The organism is Sphingomonas sp. MMS24-J13 (assembly GCF_044905095.1).
Classification (GTDB): Bacteria; Pseudomonadota; Alphaproteobacteria; order Sphingomonadales; family Sphingomonadaceae; genus Sphingomonas_I.
The window spans coordinates 2,217,699-2,235,185 of record NZ_CP173258.1 but is presented as its reverse complement, the minus strand read 5'-3'; the positions used below and the strand labels follow the sequence as shown (position 1 = coordinate 2,235,185).

At 63.8% G+C, this 17,487-nt stretch carries 15 protein-coding genes and 1 pseudogene; 8 read left to right on the top strand and 8 right to left on the bottom strand.

Features of this window, described 5'->3' with window-relative positions:
* The first annotated feature begins 1 nt into the window (after nt 1).
* Nucleotides 2–1,381, top strand: coding sequence for an efflux transporter outer membrane subunit (locus tag AB4Z44_RS10405; RefSeq protein WP_404714209.1), 1,380 nt, complete (start codon nt 2–4; stop codon nt 1,379–1,381).
* Between the two features lie 892 nt (nt 1,382–2,273).
* Here AB4Z44_RS10405 and AB4Z44_RS10400 read toward each other — a convergent pair.
* Nucleotides 2,274–4,022, bottom strand: a pseudogene (locus tag AB4Z44_RS10400) (HWE histidine kinase domain-containing protein); the annotation flags it as partial.
* A gap of 227 nt (nt 4,023–4,249) precedes the next feature.
* Here AB4Z44_RS10400 and AB4Z44_RS10395 point away from each other — a divergent pair.
* The gene (locus tag AB4Z44_RS10395; protein WP_404713961.1) at nt 4,250–6,139 is read left to right on the top strand and encodes a PAS domain-containing protein; all 1,890 of its coding nucleotides are present in this window, start codon (nt 4,250–4,252) and stop codon (nt 6,137–6,139) included.
* Between the two features lie 58 nt (nt 6,140–6,197).
* Here the strand turns inward: AB4Z44_RS10395 and AB4Z44_RS10390 are convergent, their stop codons facing one another.
* Both AB4Z44_RS10390 and AB4Z44_RS10385 read right to left on the bottom strand, forming a co-directional pair.
* Nucleotides 6,198–6,518 carry a hypothetical protein gene (locus AB4Z44_RS10390; protein ID WP_404713960.1) on the bottom strand — a complete coding sequence of 107 codons (321 nt, stop codon included), beginning with the start codon at nt 6,516–6,518 and terminating at the stop codon, nt 6,198–6,200.
* A 79-nt stretch (nt 6,519–6,597) separates the two neighbouring features.
* A complete protein-coding gene (locus AB4Z44_RS10385) occupies nt 6,598–8,715 on the bottom strand; it encodes a M3 family metallopeptidase (protein ID WP_404713959.1) in 2,118 nt (705 codons plus the stop codon).
* A gap of 256 nt (nt 8,716–8,971) precedes the next feature.
* Here AB4Z44_RS10385 and AB4Z44_RS10380 point away from each other — a divergent pair, with 256 nt between their 5' ends.
* The 3 genes from AB4Z44_RS10380 (at nt 8,972) to argC (ending at nt 11,113) form a co-directional block, all read left to right on the top strand.
* Nucleotides 8,972–9,331: a MarR family transcriptional regulator gene (locus AB4Z44_RS10380; protein ID WP_404714208.1), complete on the top strand. Its 360-nt coding sequence runs from the start codon at nt 8,972–8,974 to the stop codon at nt 9,329–9,331.
* 148 nt (nt 9,332–9,479) lie between these two features.
* Nucleotides 9,480–10,190 carry a C40 family peptidase gene (locus AB4Z44_RS10375; protein ID WP_404714207.1) on the top strand — a complete coding sequence of 237 codons (711 nt, stop codon included), beginning with the start codon at nt 9,480–9,482 and terminating at the stop codon, nt 10,188–10,190.
* Nucleotides 10,187–11,113, top strand: a complete 927-nt coding sequence (gene argC, locus AB4Z44_RS10370) for an N-acetyl-gamma-glutamyl-phosphate reductase (RefSeq protein ID WP_404713958.1) — start codon at nt 10,187–10,189, stop codon at nt 11,111–11,113. The genes AB4Z44_RS10375 and argC overlap by 4 nt, the downstream gene beginning before the upstream one ends.
* Nucleotides 11,114–11,153: 40 nt before the next feature.
* Here the strand turns inward: argC and mltG are convergent, their stop codons facing one another.
* From mltG to fabD, 5 genes are all read right to left on the bottom strand, one after another.
* Nucleotides 11,154–12,146 (bottom strand): endolytic transglycosylase MltG, encoded by a 993-nt coding sequence (mltG, locus tag AB4Z44_RS10365; RefSeq protein WP_404713957.1) that lies wholly within the window; start codon nt 12,144–12,146, stop codon nt 11,154–11,156.
* 67 nt (nt 12,147–12,213) lie between these two features.
* Nucleotides 12,214–13,473: a beta-ketoacyl-ACP synthase II gene (gene fabF, locus AB4Z44_RS10360; RefSeq protein WP_404713956.1), complete on the bottom strand. Its 1,260-nt coding sequence runs from the start codon at nt 13,471–13,473 to the stop codon at nt 12,214–12,216.
* Nucleotides 13,474–13,629: 156 nt separating this feature from the next.
* Nucleotides 13,630–13,866 (bottom strand): acyl carrier protein, encoded by a 237-nt coding sequence (locus tag AB4Z44_RS10355; RefSeq protein ID WP_404713955.1) that lies wholly within the window; start codon nt 13,864–13,866, stop codon nt 13,630–13,632.
* 72 nt (nt 13,867–13,938) lie between these two features.
* Nucleotides 13,939–14,679 (bottom strand): 3-oxoacyl-[acyl-carrier-protein] reductase, encoded by a 741-nt coding sequence (fabG, locus tag AB4Z44_RS10350; RefSeq protein WP_404713954.1) that lies wholly within the window; start codon nt 14,677–14,679, stop codon nt 13,939–13,941.
* Nucleotides 14,680–14,783: 104 nt separating this feature from the next.
* Nucleotides 14,784–15,719 (bottom strand): ACP S-malonyltransferase, encoded by a 936-nt coding sequence (gene fabD, locus AB4Z44_RS10345; protein ID WP_404713953.1) that lies wholly within the window; start codon nt 15,717–15,719, stop codon nt 14,784–14,786.
* A 168-nt stretch (nt 15,720–15,887) separates the two neighbouring features.
* On the opposite strand from fabD, the gene AB4Z44_RS10340 reads away from it, so the two are divergent.
* The 3 genes from AB4Z44_RS10340 to msrA all read left to right on the top strand — a co-directional run bounded on the left by AB4Z44_RS10340 (nt 15,888) and on the right by msrA (nt 17,476).
* The gene (locus tag AB4Z44_RS10340; RefSeq protein WP_404713952.1) at nt 15,888–16,460 is read left to right on the top strand and encodes a DedA family protein; all 573 of its coding nucleotides are present in this window, start codon (nt 15,888–15,890) and stop codon (nt 16,458–16,460) included.
* A gap of 63 nt (nt 16,461–16,523) precedes the next feature.
* Complete coding sequence (gene msrB, locus AB4Z44_RS10335; protein WP_404713951.1) at nt 16,524–16,973, top strand: peptide-methionine (R)-S-oxide reductase MsrB; 450 nt, start codon at nt 16,524–16,526, stop codon at nt 16,971–16,973.
* Nucleotides 16,970–17,476 (top strand): peptide-methionine (S)-S-oxide reductase MsrA, encoded by a 507-nt coding sequence (gene msrA / locus AB4Z44_RS10330; RefSeq protein ID WP_404713950.1) that lies wholly within the window; start codon nt 16,970–16,972, stop codon nt 17,474–17,476. The genes msrB and msrA overlap by 4 nt, the downstream gene beginning before the upstream one ends.
* Nucleotides 17,477–17,487: the final 11 nt, after the last annotated feature.

Sequence of the window (17,487 nt, the reverse complement as noted above, 5' to 3'; positions counted from 1 at the left end):
GATGCGTCGTATCCTCTTCACGTTGCCATTGTGCGCGCTTGCCCTCGCGGGCTGCGACTTCGCGCCGCATTATGTCCGCCCCGGCGCGCCGGTGCCGCCGGCTTTCCCGAGCGGCGGCGTCGTCTATCCGGCCGCGACCGATCAGAGGCCGGGCCTGGCGTGGCAGACTTTGGTCTCCGACACGCGCCTGCAGGCATTAATCACCAAGGCGCTCGCCGATAATCGCGACCTGCGTCAGGCGGTCGCGAACGTTGCCTCGGCCCGCGCGCAATATCGTTCGCAGCGGAGCAACCTGCTCCCCACGATCGGTCCCGATGCTTCGGCCTCGATCACCGGCAAGGATTCGAGTGGGCGCAACAGCTATTCGGCGACGCTCGGGTTCAGCGCGTTCGAGATCGACCTGTTCGGTCGCCAGCGCGATCTGACGCGCGCCGCATTCGAAACGTATCTGGCAAGCGACGCCGGCGCGCGTTCGGCCCGGATCACGTTGGTAGCGGAGCTGGCGACGGCTTGGGTGACGTTCGCCGCCGATAGCGATCTGCTGGCGGTGGCGAAGGATACGGTCGCGAGCGCAGGGCGGAGCCTGGAACTCACCCGCGAACTCGACCGCGCCGGGTTGATCGGCAAGCTCGATGTCAATCAGGCCGAGACGATCGAGGCGCAGGCCCGATCCGATGTCGAGAATTATTCGACCCAGGTCGAACAGGATCGCAACGCGCTGCAATTGCTCGTCGGATCGCCGATCGACGCGGCGCAGCTGCCCCGCTCGCTCGCCGAGATCGAAAGCGCGCTGGCGATCGCGCCTGCCGGGCTATCCTCCGATGTCCTGCTCCAGCGTCCCGACGTACTGCAGGCCGAACATCAATTGCAGTCCGCCAACGCCAATATTGGCGCGGCGCGCGCGGCGTTCTTCCCGAACATCACGCTGACTTCGGGCCTCGGCTTCGCCAGTACGGCACTCTCGACTTTGTTCACGGGTGGCGCGTTTGCATGGCAGGTCGCGCCGTCGGCAACGATGCCGATCTTCGGTGGGCCGACCGGCGCCAACCTTGCTTATGCCAAGGCCCAGCGCGATTATTATCTTGCGGGCTATGAGAAGGCGATCCAGTCGGCCTTCCGCGACGTATCCAACGCGCTCGCCCGGCGCGGCACGATCGATCGGCAGCGGGCCGCGCAGCGCCAGTTCGTCCAGGCGAGCGAGAAGAGTCTTACCCTGTCGACCGCGCAGTACAGAGCGGGAATCGCGTCCTACCTGACCACGCTAACCAGCCAGCGGACGCTTTATGCCGCGCGTCAGAGCGAGATCGCGACGATCCTGGCGGATCTTTCCAATCGCGTGGATCTGTACAGCGCGGTTGGTGCGGACGATCCGGGCAAATAGGATCGAACATATCCCAAACGGTCTGATCCCAGCCTCCGTTTGGGCAGCGATCGGAGAAACGGGAGCGCGCTACTCTGCCGCGACCACCTCGTCGATCGCGCGGGCGACATTCTCGATCGTGTAGGGCTTCTGGACGACATTGCGCGATTGATGATCGGGCGGAAGTTGCGCCTCCTCGCCATAGCCGGTGGCGAAGATGAAGGGCACTCCCATCGTAAGCAGCCGGTCCGCGACCGCGAAGCTCGTTCTGGTCGCCCAGATTGACGTCGAGCATCGCCACATCGGGTCGGGTCGTGTCGAGGATTTCCAGCGCTGCATCGACCGTCGCCGCGGTCGCAACATTTTCGGCGCCCAGCCGCGACAGGATATCTTCGGCGTCGAGCGCGATGATCAGGCTGTCCTCGACCAGCAATACGGTTTTGCCGTCGAGCACATGCTCGGGAGCCTTCATCGGATGGCCAAGTGACGAGCGCGGGAATTTGATCGCCGGGCCGGCAAAGGCCTTGGGATCGGACACGTGCCGCGCCGGAATGCAAAATGTGGCTTCGACCCCCTCCTCGAAATATTGGAGAGTGGCCTTGCCGCCGAGATCGTATGGCACCGACCGATCGATGATCGTCGTACCGAAGCCCCTGCGGGTCGGCGGGGCGACTGGCGGCCCCCCTTCCTCACGCCAGTTCAGCACGAGATCGCCGGCTTGGTCGCGTTTCCAATCGATGAAGACGCGGCCGGTCTCTTCGACCGAAAGGCTGCCATATTTGGTCGAGTTGGTGACAAGCTCGTGCATCACGAGCGCCATGGTCGAATAAGCCTGCGGGTTGAGCAGAACCGGCTCGCCGCGGGCGATCACGCGCTCCGATCCGTCGGCAATGAAGGCGGCCGCTTCAGCATCGATGATCGCGCGGATCGGGGCAGGGCCCCAATGATCGTCGGTGATCTGGTTGTGCGCCCGGGCGAGCGCGTGAATGCGTCCATCGACCACCTTGACGAAATCCTCGACATCGTCGGTGTGCGGTCGCGACTGGCGGACGAGCCCGCGGATCACGCCCAGAATATTGCGCACCCGGTGATTGAGTTCGGCGATCAGCAATTCCTGCCGCGCGCTGGCCGCTTGGCGCTCGGTCGTCGCCTCGTCGGCGAGCCGCAGGACCACCTCGATCAGGGTGGCGCGCAGCGTCTCGGCGACGCGCAGTTCGGACACGGTAAAGGCACGCGACCGGCCCTCGACCTTTTCCTTCCATTCCTCGAAGCTTTCGCGCGGGGTCAGGCGCGGGCCGTTGGGGCCATATTGCATCGGCTTTTGCGGATCGCCCGCCCAGCGCACCGAACGCACAAGCTCCTGGCGAAACAACACGACATAATCGCGCGGGCTGCGCGAGATCGGAATGGCGAGCATGCCGGCTGCCATATCCTTGAATGTGTCGGCATCGGGGACGATCGAGGCAATGCTGTCGGTCGCATAGACGCGCCCGGCAGCGGTGCCGTTGAGGGCGCGGATGACCTTGCGAAAATCCTCGACCGACGGCGTAGTGCCGGAAAAGGCATAGTTGCCGTTGATCCACACGCCGACACCGTCGGCAGGAATGGTTTTGGTCAGGATATCGCCGAGCCAGTCGGGATCCTTGAGCAGGGTTTCGTCCGATGCGACCGCACCGAGCAGCTGGTCCGAAATATCGCGCGCGCGGCGCTCATATTCGACCGTCTCCTGCCGCTCGCGGCTCTCGAGCCGCATCGAGAACATCTGTGCGAACAGTTCGGCGACCGATCGCCGCTCGAACGTGGGACAGCGCGGCCTATAATGGTGGCACGCAAACAAGCCCCACAGATTGCCATCGACGACGATCGAGATCGACATCGACGCACCCACGCCCATATTCTTCAGATATTCGATATGGATCGGCGACACCGCGCGCAGCAGCGATAGCGAAAGATCGAGCGGCGTGCCGGCCTCGTCGAGCTGGGGGACGATGCGCACAGGATCGGCCTCGACATCGGTAATCACCCGCAGCAGACTGCGTTTGTAGAGCTCGCGAGCTTGAGCGGGAATGTCGCTCGCCGGATAATGAAGCCCCTTGAACGTCCCGATGCCGGGCTTGCAGACTTCGGCGATCACCTCGCCCGAAAGATCGGGGGCGAAGCGATAGACCATGACACGATCGAAGCCCACCAAAGCGCGGATCTGACGTGCGCCCTCCCTGAAGAAGGTGTCGAAATCCTGGCATTGATCGAGCCGGGCGATCATGGATCGGACGGTTCCGGTGGCGTCGCCATGTTCGTCGGATCCCGGCATTGCCTCCAGAATGATCTGGCCGCCCGAGATGTGGATCGCGATATCGAACGGCGAGGCATGCTCGACGAGAATACAACCGAACATTCGTTCGACGGCGTTGGGTCCGCGCAGCATCGACATGCGGTTGCGCAGATCGTGGAAGGCCCCGGCTGGAATACATTCGCGCAACGGGCGGCCGATCAACTCCTGGGGCGTCATGCCGATGAACTCGGCCGTGTTTTCCGAAGCGCGCGAGATCATCCAGTCGGTCGTCAGCGCAAGCAGAAAGCCAATGGGCTGGATCGCGCCCAGGATATGGATTGGCTCGCGATCACAATTGGTGAGATCGACTTGAGTCTCGCCGTCCGCCACGTCTGCCAATTGCCTTTCGCCTGCCCTTCAGGTCGATCTAAATCACCCAAGGTCCAATATCGTTCCGGGTCCGAGCCAAAAATCCGGTTCTGGCATACGGTCTATTTGAGCCATCGCCTTGGCGCCATATCCCTCGGCGGTCCTTAACCTCGCTCATCTCCGATCCGTCCGACAATCGTTATCATACGCCACATTGCTTTCGGGCGGGGCTTGCTAGAAGAAGACGTGTGACGAGTTGGGGCGAACAGGAACGGCTGCGAATTCTGCACGACCATGGTGTGCTGGATACGCCGCCAGAAGAATCATTCGACGAGATCGTAAGGGCTGCGGTGGATGCGTTCGGCGTGCCCATAGCCGCCGTCAGCCTGGTCGATCGCAACCGCCAATGGTTCAAGGCACGGGTCGGGCTCGACGTTGCCGAAACGCCGCGCGACGTGTCCTTCTGCGCGCATGCAATCGGCGGCGACGGGGTGATGGTCGTGCCCGATGCCACCAAGGATATGCGCTTCGTCGACAATCCGCTGGTCACCGACGATCTCACGCTGCGTTTCTATGCCAGTGCGATCATCCGATCGGAGGAAGGCGCCCCATTGGGAACATTGTGCGTCGTCGACAAGGTCGCCCGGCCGGAAGGACTTACGCCCGAACAGATGTCGCTGCTGCAGGTGCTGGCCGATCAGGTGTCCGAGCAATTGCGGTTGCGGCGGTTGGTTCAGCGACAGGCCAGTCTGATCGAATCGAGCCTGACTCGCGAGGATCGCCTGCGCCGCGCGCTTGAATTGGGCGCGGTCGGGTGGTGGGAATGGGACGTTTCGACCGACCTCGTCACGGGCAATGCCGATCTTTGCCGCGATTTTGCACTCGACCCGCGGATCGCCACCACCGGTGCGCCGATTGAAGTGTTCTTTGCCAATGTCCATCCGCTCGATCGCGAGATGCTCTCGCTCGCGGTCAAGGATGCGGTCGAAACCGGCGAGCCGTTTCGCGAGGAATATCGGATCGTCCATCCCGACGGTCGCGTGCTGTGGGTCTCGGCGCGCGGGCGCTGCCTGCACGACCAGCATGGCAAGCCAGCCTGCTTTCCCGGCATCATCATCGATGTGACCGAGCGCAAGGAGACCGAATATCGGCTGCGCGAGGCCGATATGCGACGCGAACTGGCGATGAGCGCGGCCGAACTGGGCAGCTGGGATCATGATATCGCGTCGGGCATTCGTCGTTACGATGCACGCGCGCGGCAAATGATGGGCCTGACGATCGAGGAAAGCGCCGATGTCGCCAATTCCTATATGGTCATTCACCCCGACGATCGGGCGCGCGTCGAGCAAGCGGCGCAGCGCGCAGTGGATCCCGAACGCAGCGGGCCGTTCCGGGAAACATTTCGTGTGATCGATCGGGAAACGGGGGACACACGTTGGTTGAGCGCGGTCGGGCGGACCGAATTCCGGAATGGCCTCTGTACGCGCTTCATCGGCGTGCTCGACGACGTGAGCGAAGAAAAGCGCGCCGATGCGCATCGCCAGCTTCTGACCAACGAACTGAACCATCGCGTGAAGAATACGCTCGCCGTGGTGGGCTCGATCGTCGATGCCTCGATCCGCAGCGCGTCCGATTTGATGACCGCGCGGCGCGAGGCATCGAACCGGCTGATGACCTTCGGTAAGGCGCACGATCTGCTGACGGCGACGAGTTGGGTCTCGGCCGAGGTGGGGGCGGTGGTCGATAGCGTGATCGAGGCGCTGAGCCTGCCGCGCGACCGTCTCGATATATGCGGGGGTGCACTCAAGCTCGGCCCAAGGCCGGCGTTGCAGCTCGCGCTCGCATTGCACGAGCTGGCGACCAACGCCCTCAAATACGGCGCGCTTGCGAATGATACCGGGCGGATCGGCATCGATTGGGACGTGATCGATAAAGGCGAGCCCAGCTTCCATTTCGGCTGGATCGAACGCGGCGGCCCGCCGGTGATGCCGCCCTCACGGCGCGGCTTCGGCACGAGGCTGATCGAAGTTGCGACCGCGGCGGAGTTCCGCGGGACCTGCAAGATGGATCATGCGGCGGCTGGGCTGCGCTGGACGCTCGATGCACCTCTGGCGGGATCGGCAGTGGGGGCGCCTTAAATCTTCACGCTGCGCTTCGCGAGTTCGTCCTCCCCGGAATAGGGGAGGAGGCTCTGGATCAATGCCGTTCCGCCACCGGCGGCGGGTTCACGGGGGCGCCCATCATGCTTGCATCACCCACCGGGGTGCCGCCCGCAAACAGGCGATCGAGCCGGCTGCGAATGTTGCTCAGGAATTCGCGTTTCGGCTGGGACCGGGGGCACGACAGCGAGATGTCCTTGGCGATCGCCTCCTTGATCCGGTTGATCGCCTCCTCGTCGATTACGCCCGCGCGGCGCAATTCGAGCGAGAGCTGCAACAGGCCGACTGCAGTTGCCTGCGCGCGGAGACCGACGAACCCGACCGAGTCATGCAGCCTCTGCTCCTCGCTATAATCCATGACATCCGCTCCTTATTTCAATTTTGAAAAGAATACGCTCGTTTTCCGGCGATTCAAGAGCGGGACGCCTCGGCTCGGCTCAGGGTTTTGCCTTAAGCAACCCACGGTCCGCCAGCATGGGTTCGATGTCGGGATCCTTGCCGTAGAAGGCACGAAACATGACGTCATAGTCCTGGGTATGACCGCGTGAGAGGATGAGCTTTCGGAAGCGATCGCCGTTGGCGCGGGTCAGTCCCCCGTGCGCGGTGAACCACGCGAACGCGTCATTCTCCAGCATCTGCGTCCACAGATAGCCATAATATCCGGCCGCATAGCCGCCGGACCAGATGTGCTGGAAGTAAGACGAACGATAGCGCGGCGGCACATGCTCGACATCGAGCCCGGTCTTGGTGAGGGCTGCCGTCTCGAATGCATCGGCGTCTTGGCGCGGCGCGCCGCTCGGCAGTGCGTGCCACTGCATGTCGAGTTCGGCCACGGCGATGAGCTCGCCGAGTGCATAGCCCTGATTATATTTGGCCGCCTCACGCAATTTGGCGATCAACGCCGGCGGGATCGGTGCGCCGGTCTGGTAATGGTGTGCATAATGGGCGAGCACCTTGGGATCGAGCGCCCAATGCTCGTTGAACTGCGACGGGAATTCCACGAAGTCGCGTGCGGTGCTGTTGAGCGACGGATAGGTCAGGTTCGCGAACATGCCGTGCAACGCATGGCCAAATTCGTGGAACATCGTCGTTACGTCGTCGAAGCTTATCAAGGCGGGCTGGCCGGGGGCTGGCTTGGGCAGGTTCGCGACGTTGTAGACGACGGCGGTCTGGCCGAGCAGTTTCGATGGATCGACGAAGCTGCTCTTCCAGGCCCCGCCGCCCTTCGAATCGCGCTTGAAATAGTCGCAATAGAAGAGCGCCAGATGTTTGCCGTCGCGATCGAACACCTCGAACACGCGCACGTCCGGGTGATAGACCGGGATATCTCGGCGTTCCTTGAAGGTGATGCCGTAAAGCTGGTTGGCGGCATAGAAGACGCCCTTCTCCAGTACCGTGTTCAGCTCGAAGTAGGGCTTCGTCACAGCGGCATCGAAATCCAGCCGCGCGTTCTTCACCCGATCGGCATAGCGGTCCCAATCCCAAGGCTTGACGGTGAAATCCTCCCCACCGGCCTTGATCGTCGCATCGAGCTCGGCAGCTTCGCGCCGCTCCTCGGCGGCGGTAGGGGGAATCAGCTTTGCCATGAAGGCTTCGGCATTTTGCGGCGTCTTCGCCATCTGATCGACCAGCACGTAATCGGCCCAGCTCGGGAAGCCGAGCAAGGCGGCCTTCTGCGCGCGAAGCGCGGCAATCTCGCTGATCGTCGCCCGGGTGTCGTTGGCGTCACCCTTCACCGTGCGGGTCCAGCTCGCCTCGAACAATTGCTGCCGTGTCGCGCGATCGTCGAGCGATGACAAAGCCGGCTGCTGGGTGGTGTTCTGGAGCGACAAGACCCATTTGCCGTCGAGCCCGCGCGCCTTGGCTGCTTCCGCCGCCGCAGCGATGCCGCCATCGCCCAGCCCTTTGAGCTTTGCGGGCTCATCCACCACCAGCGCGGCCGCCTTGGTGGCGGCAAGCAATTTCTGCTGGAACGAGGTCTGTAGCACCGACAGCCGCGTATTGATGTCGCGCAGTTTCTGCTTGTCGTCGGGCGACAGCAAGGCACCGGCACGGACGAAGCGCTGGTAATAGATCTTCAGCAACTGCGCCTGCTCGGGGTTAAGGCCCAGCGTCGCCCTCCTGTCCCACAACGCCTTGATCCGCGCGAACAGGGCCGAATCGAGATAGATGGCGTCGCTATGCGCCGTAAGCTTGGGCGCGACCGCCTTCTGAATTGCCTGGCGCGTCGGATTGGTATCGGCCTGTTGAGCTGCGGAGAAGGCCGCCTGCACCCGCTGAAGCATCCGGCCGGACCTCTCCATGGCCACGATTACGTTGTCGAACGTCGGCGCGGCGGGATTGTGGGCGATGCGATCGATGTCGGCGGCATCCTCGGCGATGCCCTGTTCGAAGCCGGGCTGGTAATCGGCGTCGGTAATGCGGTCGAACTGCGGCGCGCCGAAGGGAAGGGGGCTTGGCTGGGCGAAGATGTTCGGGGCACCCGTCCGCGCAATCCCCGGCACTGTCGCGAAGGTGCAGGAAATGCCGGCCAGGAGGATCGCCACCGTCTTCATGCCATCGGAACTCCGGAAAGAGGGAGGCGTCTGCCTGCCCAAAGGAGGGCTGTTGGGCAATCGGCCGCAACATTTTGCCCGCGCTATCACTCCGATTCCTCATAAGATACTATATTAAATTGGTTTTTTACCATGTCCGGACGGAGGTCGACAGCTTTGTGACAGGAATAGCAAACGCCGATGAAACGATTGCCGCTTTTGCGTGTTTGGTTGCGGGAGCGTGGAGGAGAGTTTGGGACAAGGTGTAGGCGTTATGATGCACGACACGCAGCTGGCAGAGTGGATGCAAACTCTCGTCGGCTATGTCCGCTCGGGTCAGCCGGATCTTACCAACCGGCAAATGGCGCTGCTGCTGCTGGTCTATCTGACCGGCGGGCCACACACAGTGCGGGGACTGGCGCAATCGCTTGGTGTTTCGAAGCCCGTCGTTACACGCGCCTTGAATACGCTGGGAGCGCTCGGCTATCTGCGCCGCGAACGGGATGAGGCGGACCGCCGCAACATCTTCATCGCAGCGACGGACAAAGGGGCGAAATTCCTTGAAGGCTTTGGCGGGCTCATCGACGGCGACGCCCCCGCACATCTCGGGCGCCAGCTCCGCACGGCCGCGGCCTGACGTCTTCCACTTGGACGGGCCGTCGCGGCGGCTCGATCCGCGGATTAACGCCTTTCGCCGCGATATAGCCGATGTGACGTTGGCAGGCGCGATCTTTGCGCCGCATTATGCCCGTGCCGAAACAAGCAGCTGCATCGTCGATTCGGTGATGCTCCGCGCCGGGCCTTCGACGGATGCGCGCGGCATTTCGCAATTGGTTCATGGTGAAAGATTCGCCGTGCTGGATATCGCGGCGGGCTGGGCGTGGGGGCGGTGCCTGCATGACGATTATGTCGGCTATGTTCCGGCGAGCGCGCTCGGCCCGGTCGCGGCACCCGATCATAAGGTGATCGCGCCGCTGGCCTTGGTGTTCGCTGATGCGGACATTAAGGCGCCCTTGATCGGGCGGCTGGCGATCGGCGCGCAGGTCTATGGGCAGCTGAACGGGGATTTTGTCCGCACCGACACGGGCTTCATCCATCGCCGCCATTTGCAGGTGATCGACGCGGTCGAGCCTGATCCGGTCGTAGTGGCCGAGCGGCTGATCGGCATGCCTTATCTCTGGGGCGGTCGTGGGGCTGACGGAATCGATTGCTCTGGCCTCGTCCAGCGCGCGCTTGGTCTCGCGGGCATCGAAGCGCCGCGCGATAGCGATCAGCAGCGTGACGGTCTTGGTCGCGCGCTGGCCGATGACGAAGCGCTCGTGCGCGGTGATCTGGTCTTCTTTCCCGGTCACGTCGGGTTGATGGTCGATGCCGAACGGCTCATCCACGCCAACGCATTCTGGATGGCGGTGACGGTCGAGCCGCTCGCCGATGTTGTCGCGCGGCTTGCGCCCACCCACGCAAGCCCTATTTCCGCGCGGCGGAGGATCGGGTGACCACAATTTTCATCGACGGTGCAGTCGGCACCACTGGATTGCAGATCGGCGAGCGGCTGGCCGGGCGGAGCGAATTCGTCCAACTGACCCTGCCCGAGGAGAAGCGCAAGGATGCGATCGCGCGCCGCGACGCGCTCAACGCCGCCGATATCGTGATCCTGTGCCTGCCCGACGATGCCGCACGCGAGGCGGTGGCGCTGATAGACAATCCACACACCCGCGTGATCGACGCCTCGACTGCGCATCGCATCGCGCCGGGCTGGATCTACGGCTTTCCCGAGGTTTCGGGGCGGGCGGCGGTTGCGGAGGCGATGCGTGTCAGCAACCCCGGTTGCTATTCGACCGGCTTCATCGCTTTGGTTGCGCCCTTGGTGAAGGCCGGACTGATTCCGGCCGATTGGCCGCTGACCTGCAACGCCGTCTCGGGCTATTCGGGCGGCGGCAAGAGCATGATCGCGGAGTTCGAATCCGGCGAGGGCGTTCCACCCGCATGGCGCACTTACGGGCTCAGGCTCAACCACAAGCACGTCCCCGAAATGCGCGAGCGTTGCGGCCTGGCGATCGCCCCGCTCTTCGCCCCGGCGGTCGCCAATCTGTTCAGCGGCATGATTGTCGAGGTCCCGCTTCACCTCGCGGCGCTTCCGAGCGCGCCGACGGCGGCTGCGCTGAGCGATGCGCTGGCGGCGGCTTATGAAGAATCTCCGATTGTGCGCGTCGTGAGCGGCTATGACGAGGGCACCCTGGCGATCGAGCGACTGGCCGATACCGATCGGCTCGATCTGTTCGTCTTTGCGGACGTGGCCAATCAGCAGGCGCGGCTGGCGGCAGCCCTGGATAATCTCGGCAAGGGCGCCGCGGGTGCGGCGGTGCAGAGCCTCAACCTGATGGCTGGCTTGCCCGAGACCGCAGGGTTGCGGCTTTAGCGCAAATACTTCCCCCAATTCCGGGGGGCAGATCTGCGGGTCAGCGCGTGCCCTCGGCCTTCCGCAGATTATAATATCTCTGCACGTTGGCGTTGTGGTCCTGCAGATTGGTCGAGAACACGTGGCCGCCTTTGCCGTCGGCTACGAAATAGACTGCGTCCGTCTGCGCCGGGGCCAGCACCGCCGCGATCGAGGCCTTGCCCGGATTGGTGATCGGGCCGACGGGCAGCCCGGTCATCGCGTAGGTGTTGTAATCGTTTTTGGCGCGCACTTCGGACAATTTGATGCGGCGGCCGAGTGGCTTACCCTTGGTCATCGGATAGATGATTGTCGGATCGGCCTGCAGGCGCATACCGGTGCGCAGCCGGTTCGAATAGACGCCCGCCACCATCGGACGCTCTTCAGGAACGCCGGTTTCCTTCTCGACGATCGATGCCAGAGTGAGCGCTTCCTGCTTTGAATTGACGACCGTGTTCGCCTTGCGCGTCATCCACAGGTGGTTGAGCGTTTGCGTCATCGCATCCTGCATGCGCTTCAGCACCGCGCGCCGGGGCTCGCCGCGCTGGAAGCTGTAGGTGCCGGGCAGCACCGATCCCTCGGGCGGCATCGGGAGCTTGCCGGTCAGCAATTTCTCCGATGCCAGTCGATCGAACACTTCGATCGAGGGCATGCCTTCAGGGATAGTGATCATGCGCTGGACGGTCTTGCCGCTCTGGATCAGCGCGAGGATGTCCTTGGCGCTCATATGCGGCGCCACCTCATATTCGCCCGCCCTAATCGGCGCGCCCGATCCGAAATATCGGGCGAAGCGAAGGAAGCCGGTGGTCGATCGCACCGCCCCGGCGTGTTCGAGATCGCGCGCGGCGGCGGCGAGCGTCGCGCCCGGGGGAATGACGACCGTCGTGTGGTGCGTCGCCGGCCCCGGCCCGCGCCAGTTGCGATAAACCGAAAGCCACATCGCGCCGCCGACGATGATCACAATCAGCAGCAGGCATCCCAGCCCGCCACGCGCAGAGGATCGACGTTTCGCCATCAGTCCAGCTTAATCGGGTCTTCGTCCCAGCGGAAGCCGGCGCCTCCGCCAAGACGACTTATGGGCATCAGATCGCCCGCATCACCAGGCTGGCATTGGTGCCGCCGAAGCCGAAGCTGTTGTTGAGCACCGCCTTCACCCGCCGCTCCTTCGCGACGTTGGGGACGAGATCGACCCCCTCGCAGCTTTCCGACGGATTATCGAGATTGATCGTCGGTGGCACGATCTGGTCCCGCATCGCGAGGATGCAGAAGATCGATTCGACCGCACCGGCACCGCCGAGCAGATGCCCGATCATCGATTTGGTCGACGACATCGACACCGTCTCCATCGCATCGCCGAACAGGCGGCGGACCGCGCCTAGCTCCAGTTCGTCGCCGAGAGGGGTCGAGGTCCCATGGGCATTGATATAATCGATATCCTTGGGCTCGAGCCCCGCCTTGCGCAGCGCCATCTGCATCGAACGGAACGCGCCGTCACCCTCGGGATGCGGGGCCGTGACGTGATAGGCATCGCCCGACAGACCATAGCCGATCACTTCGGCATAGATCTTGGCGCCGCGCGCTTTGGCATGCTCATATTCTTCGAGGCAGACGATACCCGCGCCTTCGCCCATGACGAAGCCGTCGCGCGCCTGATCATACGGGCGGCTGGCCTTTTCGGGCGTGTCGTTGAAGCCAGTCGAGAGAGCACGCGCCTGCGCGAATCCGGCAATACCCAGCGGACAGATCGCACCTTCGGCACCGCCGGCCAGCATGATGTCGGCATCGTCGGCGGCAATGATCCGCGCCGCATCGCCGATCGCGTGCGCGCCGGTCGAGCAAGCCGTAACGACCGCATGGTTGGGACCACGCAGACCATATTTGATCGAGACCTGGCCCGAGATCAGGTTGATCAGCCGGCCGTGGACGAAATGCGGCGATACGCGGCGGGGCCCCTTATTCTCGCACACCAGCGATTCGCTCGCGATGCCGGGGAGGCCGCCGATGCCCGAACCGATGACGCAGCCGATGCGGGTCGATTCTTCATAGGAGAGTTCGCCGATGCCGGCATCTTCCAGTGCCTGGCCGGCGGCATCGATACCGAAGATGATGAACGGATCGACCTGGCGCTGAACCTTGTGGTCGACGCGCTTGCCGGGATCGAAGCCCCACGGATGATCCGCCGGCTTGACCTCGCACGCGATCGTGCAGACCTGATCGCTCGGATCGAAGCGCGTAATGCGCCCCGCGCCCGACTTCCCGGCCTTGATATTGGCCCAGGCGGTCTCGACGTCGGCACCCACCGGCGTCACGAGCCCCATTCCGGTCACGACCACGCGGCGCATGGAATCATCCTTCTTGTTATCGCGTCGGCCGACCCGGGGGCGGCATCTCCTACCCCGCCTACGGGGTGACGCTTCGTAAAACTTACGTCCAAAAATCGAAACGGCTCCCCAGCGCATCTGCGCCGGGAAGCCGTTGACGCCATTGCTGGCGGGCTATCAGCCCTTGTGCGTGTCGATATAGGCGATCGCATCCTTGACGGTGCTGATCTTCTCAGCCGCATCGTCGGGGATTTCGACGCCGAATTCTTCCTCGAAAGCCATCACCAGTTCGACGATGTCGAGGCTGTCTGCGCCGAGATCATCGGTGAAGCTCGCTTCTTCGGTCACCTTCTCGGGCTCGACGCCCAGATGCTCGACCACAATCTTCTTCACGCGATCGGGGGTGTCGCTCATTTGTTTGTCTTCCCTAGTCTGTTTGGTCGCTGCCCTAGCCCTGTGGCCACGCTCCCGCAAGGGGGAGCCCGATCACAGCATAGCCATGCCGCCGTTGACGTGAATCGTCTGCCCGGTGACATAACCTGCCTCGCGGCTGGCCAGATAGGCGACCGCAGCGGCCACGTCATCCCCCGTACCCAACGTACCGGCAGGGATCCGGCCCAATATGGCGGATTTCTGGGCGTCGTTGAGCGCGTCGGTCATCGCCGACGCGATGAAACCGGGCGCGACGCAGTTGACGGTGATGTTGCGGCTGGCGAATTCCTGCGCCAGCGCCTTGCTCATCGCGGTCAGCCCGCCCTTGGACGCGGCGTAATTGGCCTGGCCCGGGTTGCCGGTCCAGCCCACGACGGACGTGATGGAGACAATCCGTCCGAAGCGCGCCTTCATCATCGGGCGCGACGCGGCGCGGATCAGGCGGAAGGCTGCCTCCAGATTCACCCCGATCACCTGCGCCCATTCCTCGTCCTTCATCCGCATGGTGAGGTTATCGCGGGTGACGCCGGCATTGTTGACGAGGATATCGAGCTTGCCGCCCAGCGCCTCCGTCGCGGCCGGGATCAACGCCTCGACCGCGGCGGTATCGCCGAGATTGCACGGCACGGGCACCGAGCCGCCGCCGATTTCGTGCGCCAGCGCGGTCAACGCCTCGGCACGCGTGCCGGATAGCGCCACCGTCGCACCTTGCGCCGTCAAAGCCTTCGCGATCGCCGAACCGATCCCGCCCGAGGCGCCGGTTACCAATGCGGTCATGCCTGTAAGGTCGAACATCTGCTCCTCCGTCGCCCCTGCGAAGGCAGGGGCCTATCTCTCTGTTCATTCGCGCCGTCTCTCGTCGTGAGAGACACTGGCCCCTGCCTTTGCAGGAGCGATGTTTACAGGCTAGCCGCCAACGCCTCGATATCGGCCATCGAGATCACGCTGGTCACCGTCGCATCGGGGGCGATGCGTTTGACCATCGGGCCAAGCACCTTCGCGCCGAATTCGACATATTCGGTCACACCTGCGGCCCACATCGCCGCGACGCTTTCGCGCCAGCGCACCGTGCCGGTGACCTGCCGCACCAGCAGCTCGCGGATCGTATCGGGATCGGCGGCCGGTGCCGCGGTGACGTTGGCGTAGACCGGCAGGAGCGGCGAGCGGACCGTAGCCTTTCCCAGCGCGTCGGCCATGGCGTCAGCGGCCGGTTGCATCAGCGCGCAATGGAAGGGGGCCGAAACGGGGAGGAGGACGGCGCGCTTGACGCCCTGCGCCTTCGAAAGCGCCATCGCGCGTTCGACAGCATCCTTGTGGCCCGAGATCACGACCTGCCCGCCGCCATTGTCGTTGGCCGCCTCGCACACCTCGCCCTGCGCCGCCTCGGCGCAGATCGCCTTGGCCTGATCGAAATCGGTGCCGAGCAAGGCCGCCATCGCGCCCAAACCGACCGGCACGGCCGCCTGCATCGCCCGGCCGCGCAGCTTGAGCAACCGTGCGGTGGTGGCGAGATCGAACGCCTGCGCGCCGCACAACGCCGAATATTCCCCCAAGCTGTGGCCGGCGACGAAATCGGCTTTATCGACCAACTTGAGGCCGCCCTCCTGCTCCAGCACGCGCAGCACCGCGATGGCATTGGCCATGATCGCCGGCTGGGCATTCTCGGTCAGGGTCAGATCGTCGGCCGGGCCTTCGGCCATGATCCGCGAGAGATGCTGGCCGAGCGCCTCGTCGACCTCCTCGAATACGGCGCGCGCAATGGCACTCGCCTGGACAAGCTCGGTACCCATGCCGACAGCCTGGCTGCCCTGACCCGGAAATATGAACGCGCGCATGGCATCCTCTGATTTTGCGAATGCGCGGCGTTAGGGCAGGGGCGGGGGAAAGCGCAAGGTTTTGGGGCGACGCTGGTCACGAGGCGGGAGGTAGGCTTAAAAGGCGTTCGGGACGCTTGCGGGGGCGTATGCGTCCGGTCCCTCCCTCGTCTGAAAGATTTGAAACACTTGGCGCTTGAAGCACTCATCGCGCGCTATGGCCTGTGGGCGATCCTTGGCGGCGCCGGGATCGAGGGCGAAGCGGTCGTCATTACCGGCGGCATATTGGCGCATCGCGGGCTGCTGCCCTTGTGGGGTGTCGCGGTCGCGGCAGCGGTGGGATCGTGCGTGATCGATCAGCTCTGGTTTCTCGCCGGCCGCTACTTTCGGGATTACCGCTGGGTCAGGTCGATCGCCGCCAAGCCAGCCTTTGCGCGCGTGCTGGGCATTCTCGAACGCCATCCGACCCGCTTCATCTTCAGTTTCCGATTCATCTACGGGCTGCGCACAGTCAGTCCGATCGCGATCGGTGCCTCCGCCATCCCGGCCAAACGCTTCGTGTTGATCAACATGGTGGCTGCGGCCATCTGGGGGCCGTTGATGGCCGTGATCGGCTATGTCTTCGGTAAGGCGATCGATCCGTTACTCGATAGCACCCATTGGGCGATCTGGGTGCTGCTCGGCGCGGTCTTGATCGGTGGAACCATGGCCATCGGCGTCCGCCTGTCGCGAAAGCTGTTGCGGCGTCGCCACAAGGCTTGATCAGGGCGGTGGCTCGACAAGCCGCCTTCCGCTCACCATCTAGGCGGGGAAATGGAGGGTTTTATGGCAAATTACCGGAAGACCGCCGAAGCCGTCGCGGCTCTCACCCCCGAACAATATCGCGTGACGCAGCAGAGCGGCACCGAGCGGCCGGGTACCGGGCCCTTGCTCTATAACAAGGAGCCGGGAATCTACGTCGATATCGTCTCGGGCGAGCCGCTGTTCGCGTCATCGGACAAATATGAGTCTGGCTGTGGCTGGCCGAGCTTCACCAAGCCGATCGAGCCGGCCAATGTCGCCGAGCTCCGCGACGTCTCGCACGGCATGGTCCGTACCGAGGTCCGTTCGGCCAATGGCGACAGCCATCTCGGGCATGTATTCGATGACGGGCCACCCGATCGCGGCGGCTTGCGCTACTGCATCAACTCCGCCTCGCTGCGCTTCGTCCATCGCGACGACATGGAGGCGCAGGGTTATGGTGCCTATCTCGATCAAGTGGAGGACTTAGCATGAGTACCGAACGCGCCGTTCTGGCGGGGGGATGCTTCTGGGGCGTGCAGGATCTGGTCCGCAAGCTGCCGGGCGTGATCAGTACCCGCGTCGGCTATTCGGGCGGCGACGTCCCGAACGCGACCTATCGCAACCACGGGAGCCACGCCGAGGCGATCGAGATCATCTTCGATCCCGCGGTCACCAGCTTCCGTGCGATCCTGGAATTCTTCTTCCAGATCCACGATCCGACCACGCTCAACCGGCAGGGCAATGATCGTGGCACCAGCTATCGCTCGGCCATCTTCTACACCAGCCCCGAGCAGAAGGCGGTGGCCGAGGATGTGATCGCCGATGTCGATGCCTCGGGCTTGTGGCCGGGCAAGGTCGTGACCGAGGTTACCCCGGTCGGCGATTTCTGGGAAGCCGAACCCGAGCACCAGGATTATCTGGAGCGCATCCCCAACGGCTATACCTGCCACTTCGTCCGGCCCGGCTGGAAATTGCCGCACCGCGCGGACGCCTGACACTCTGTCGT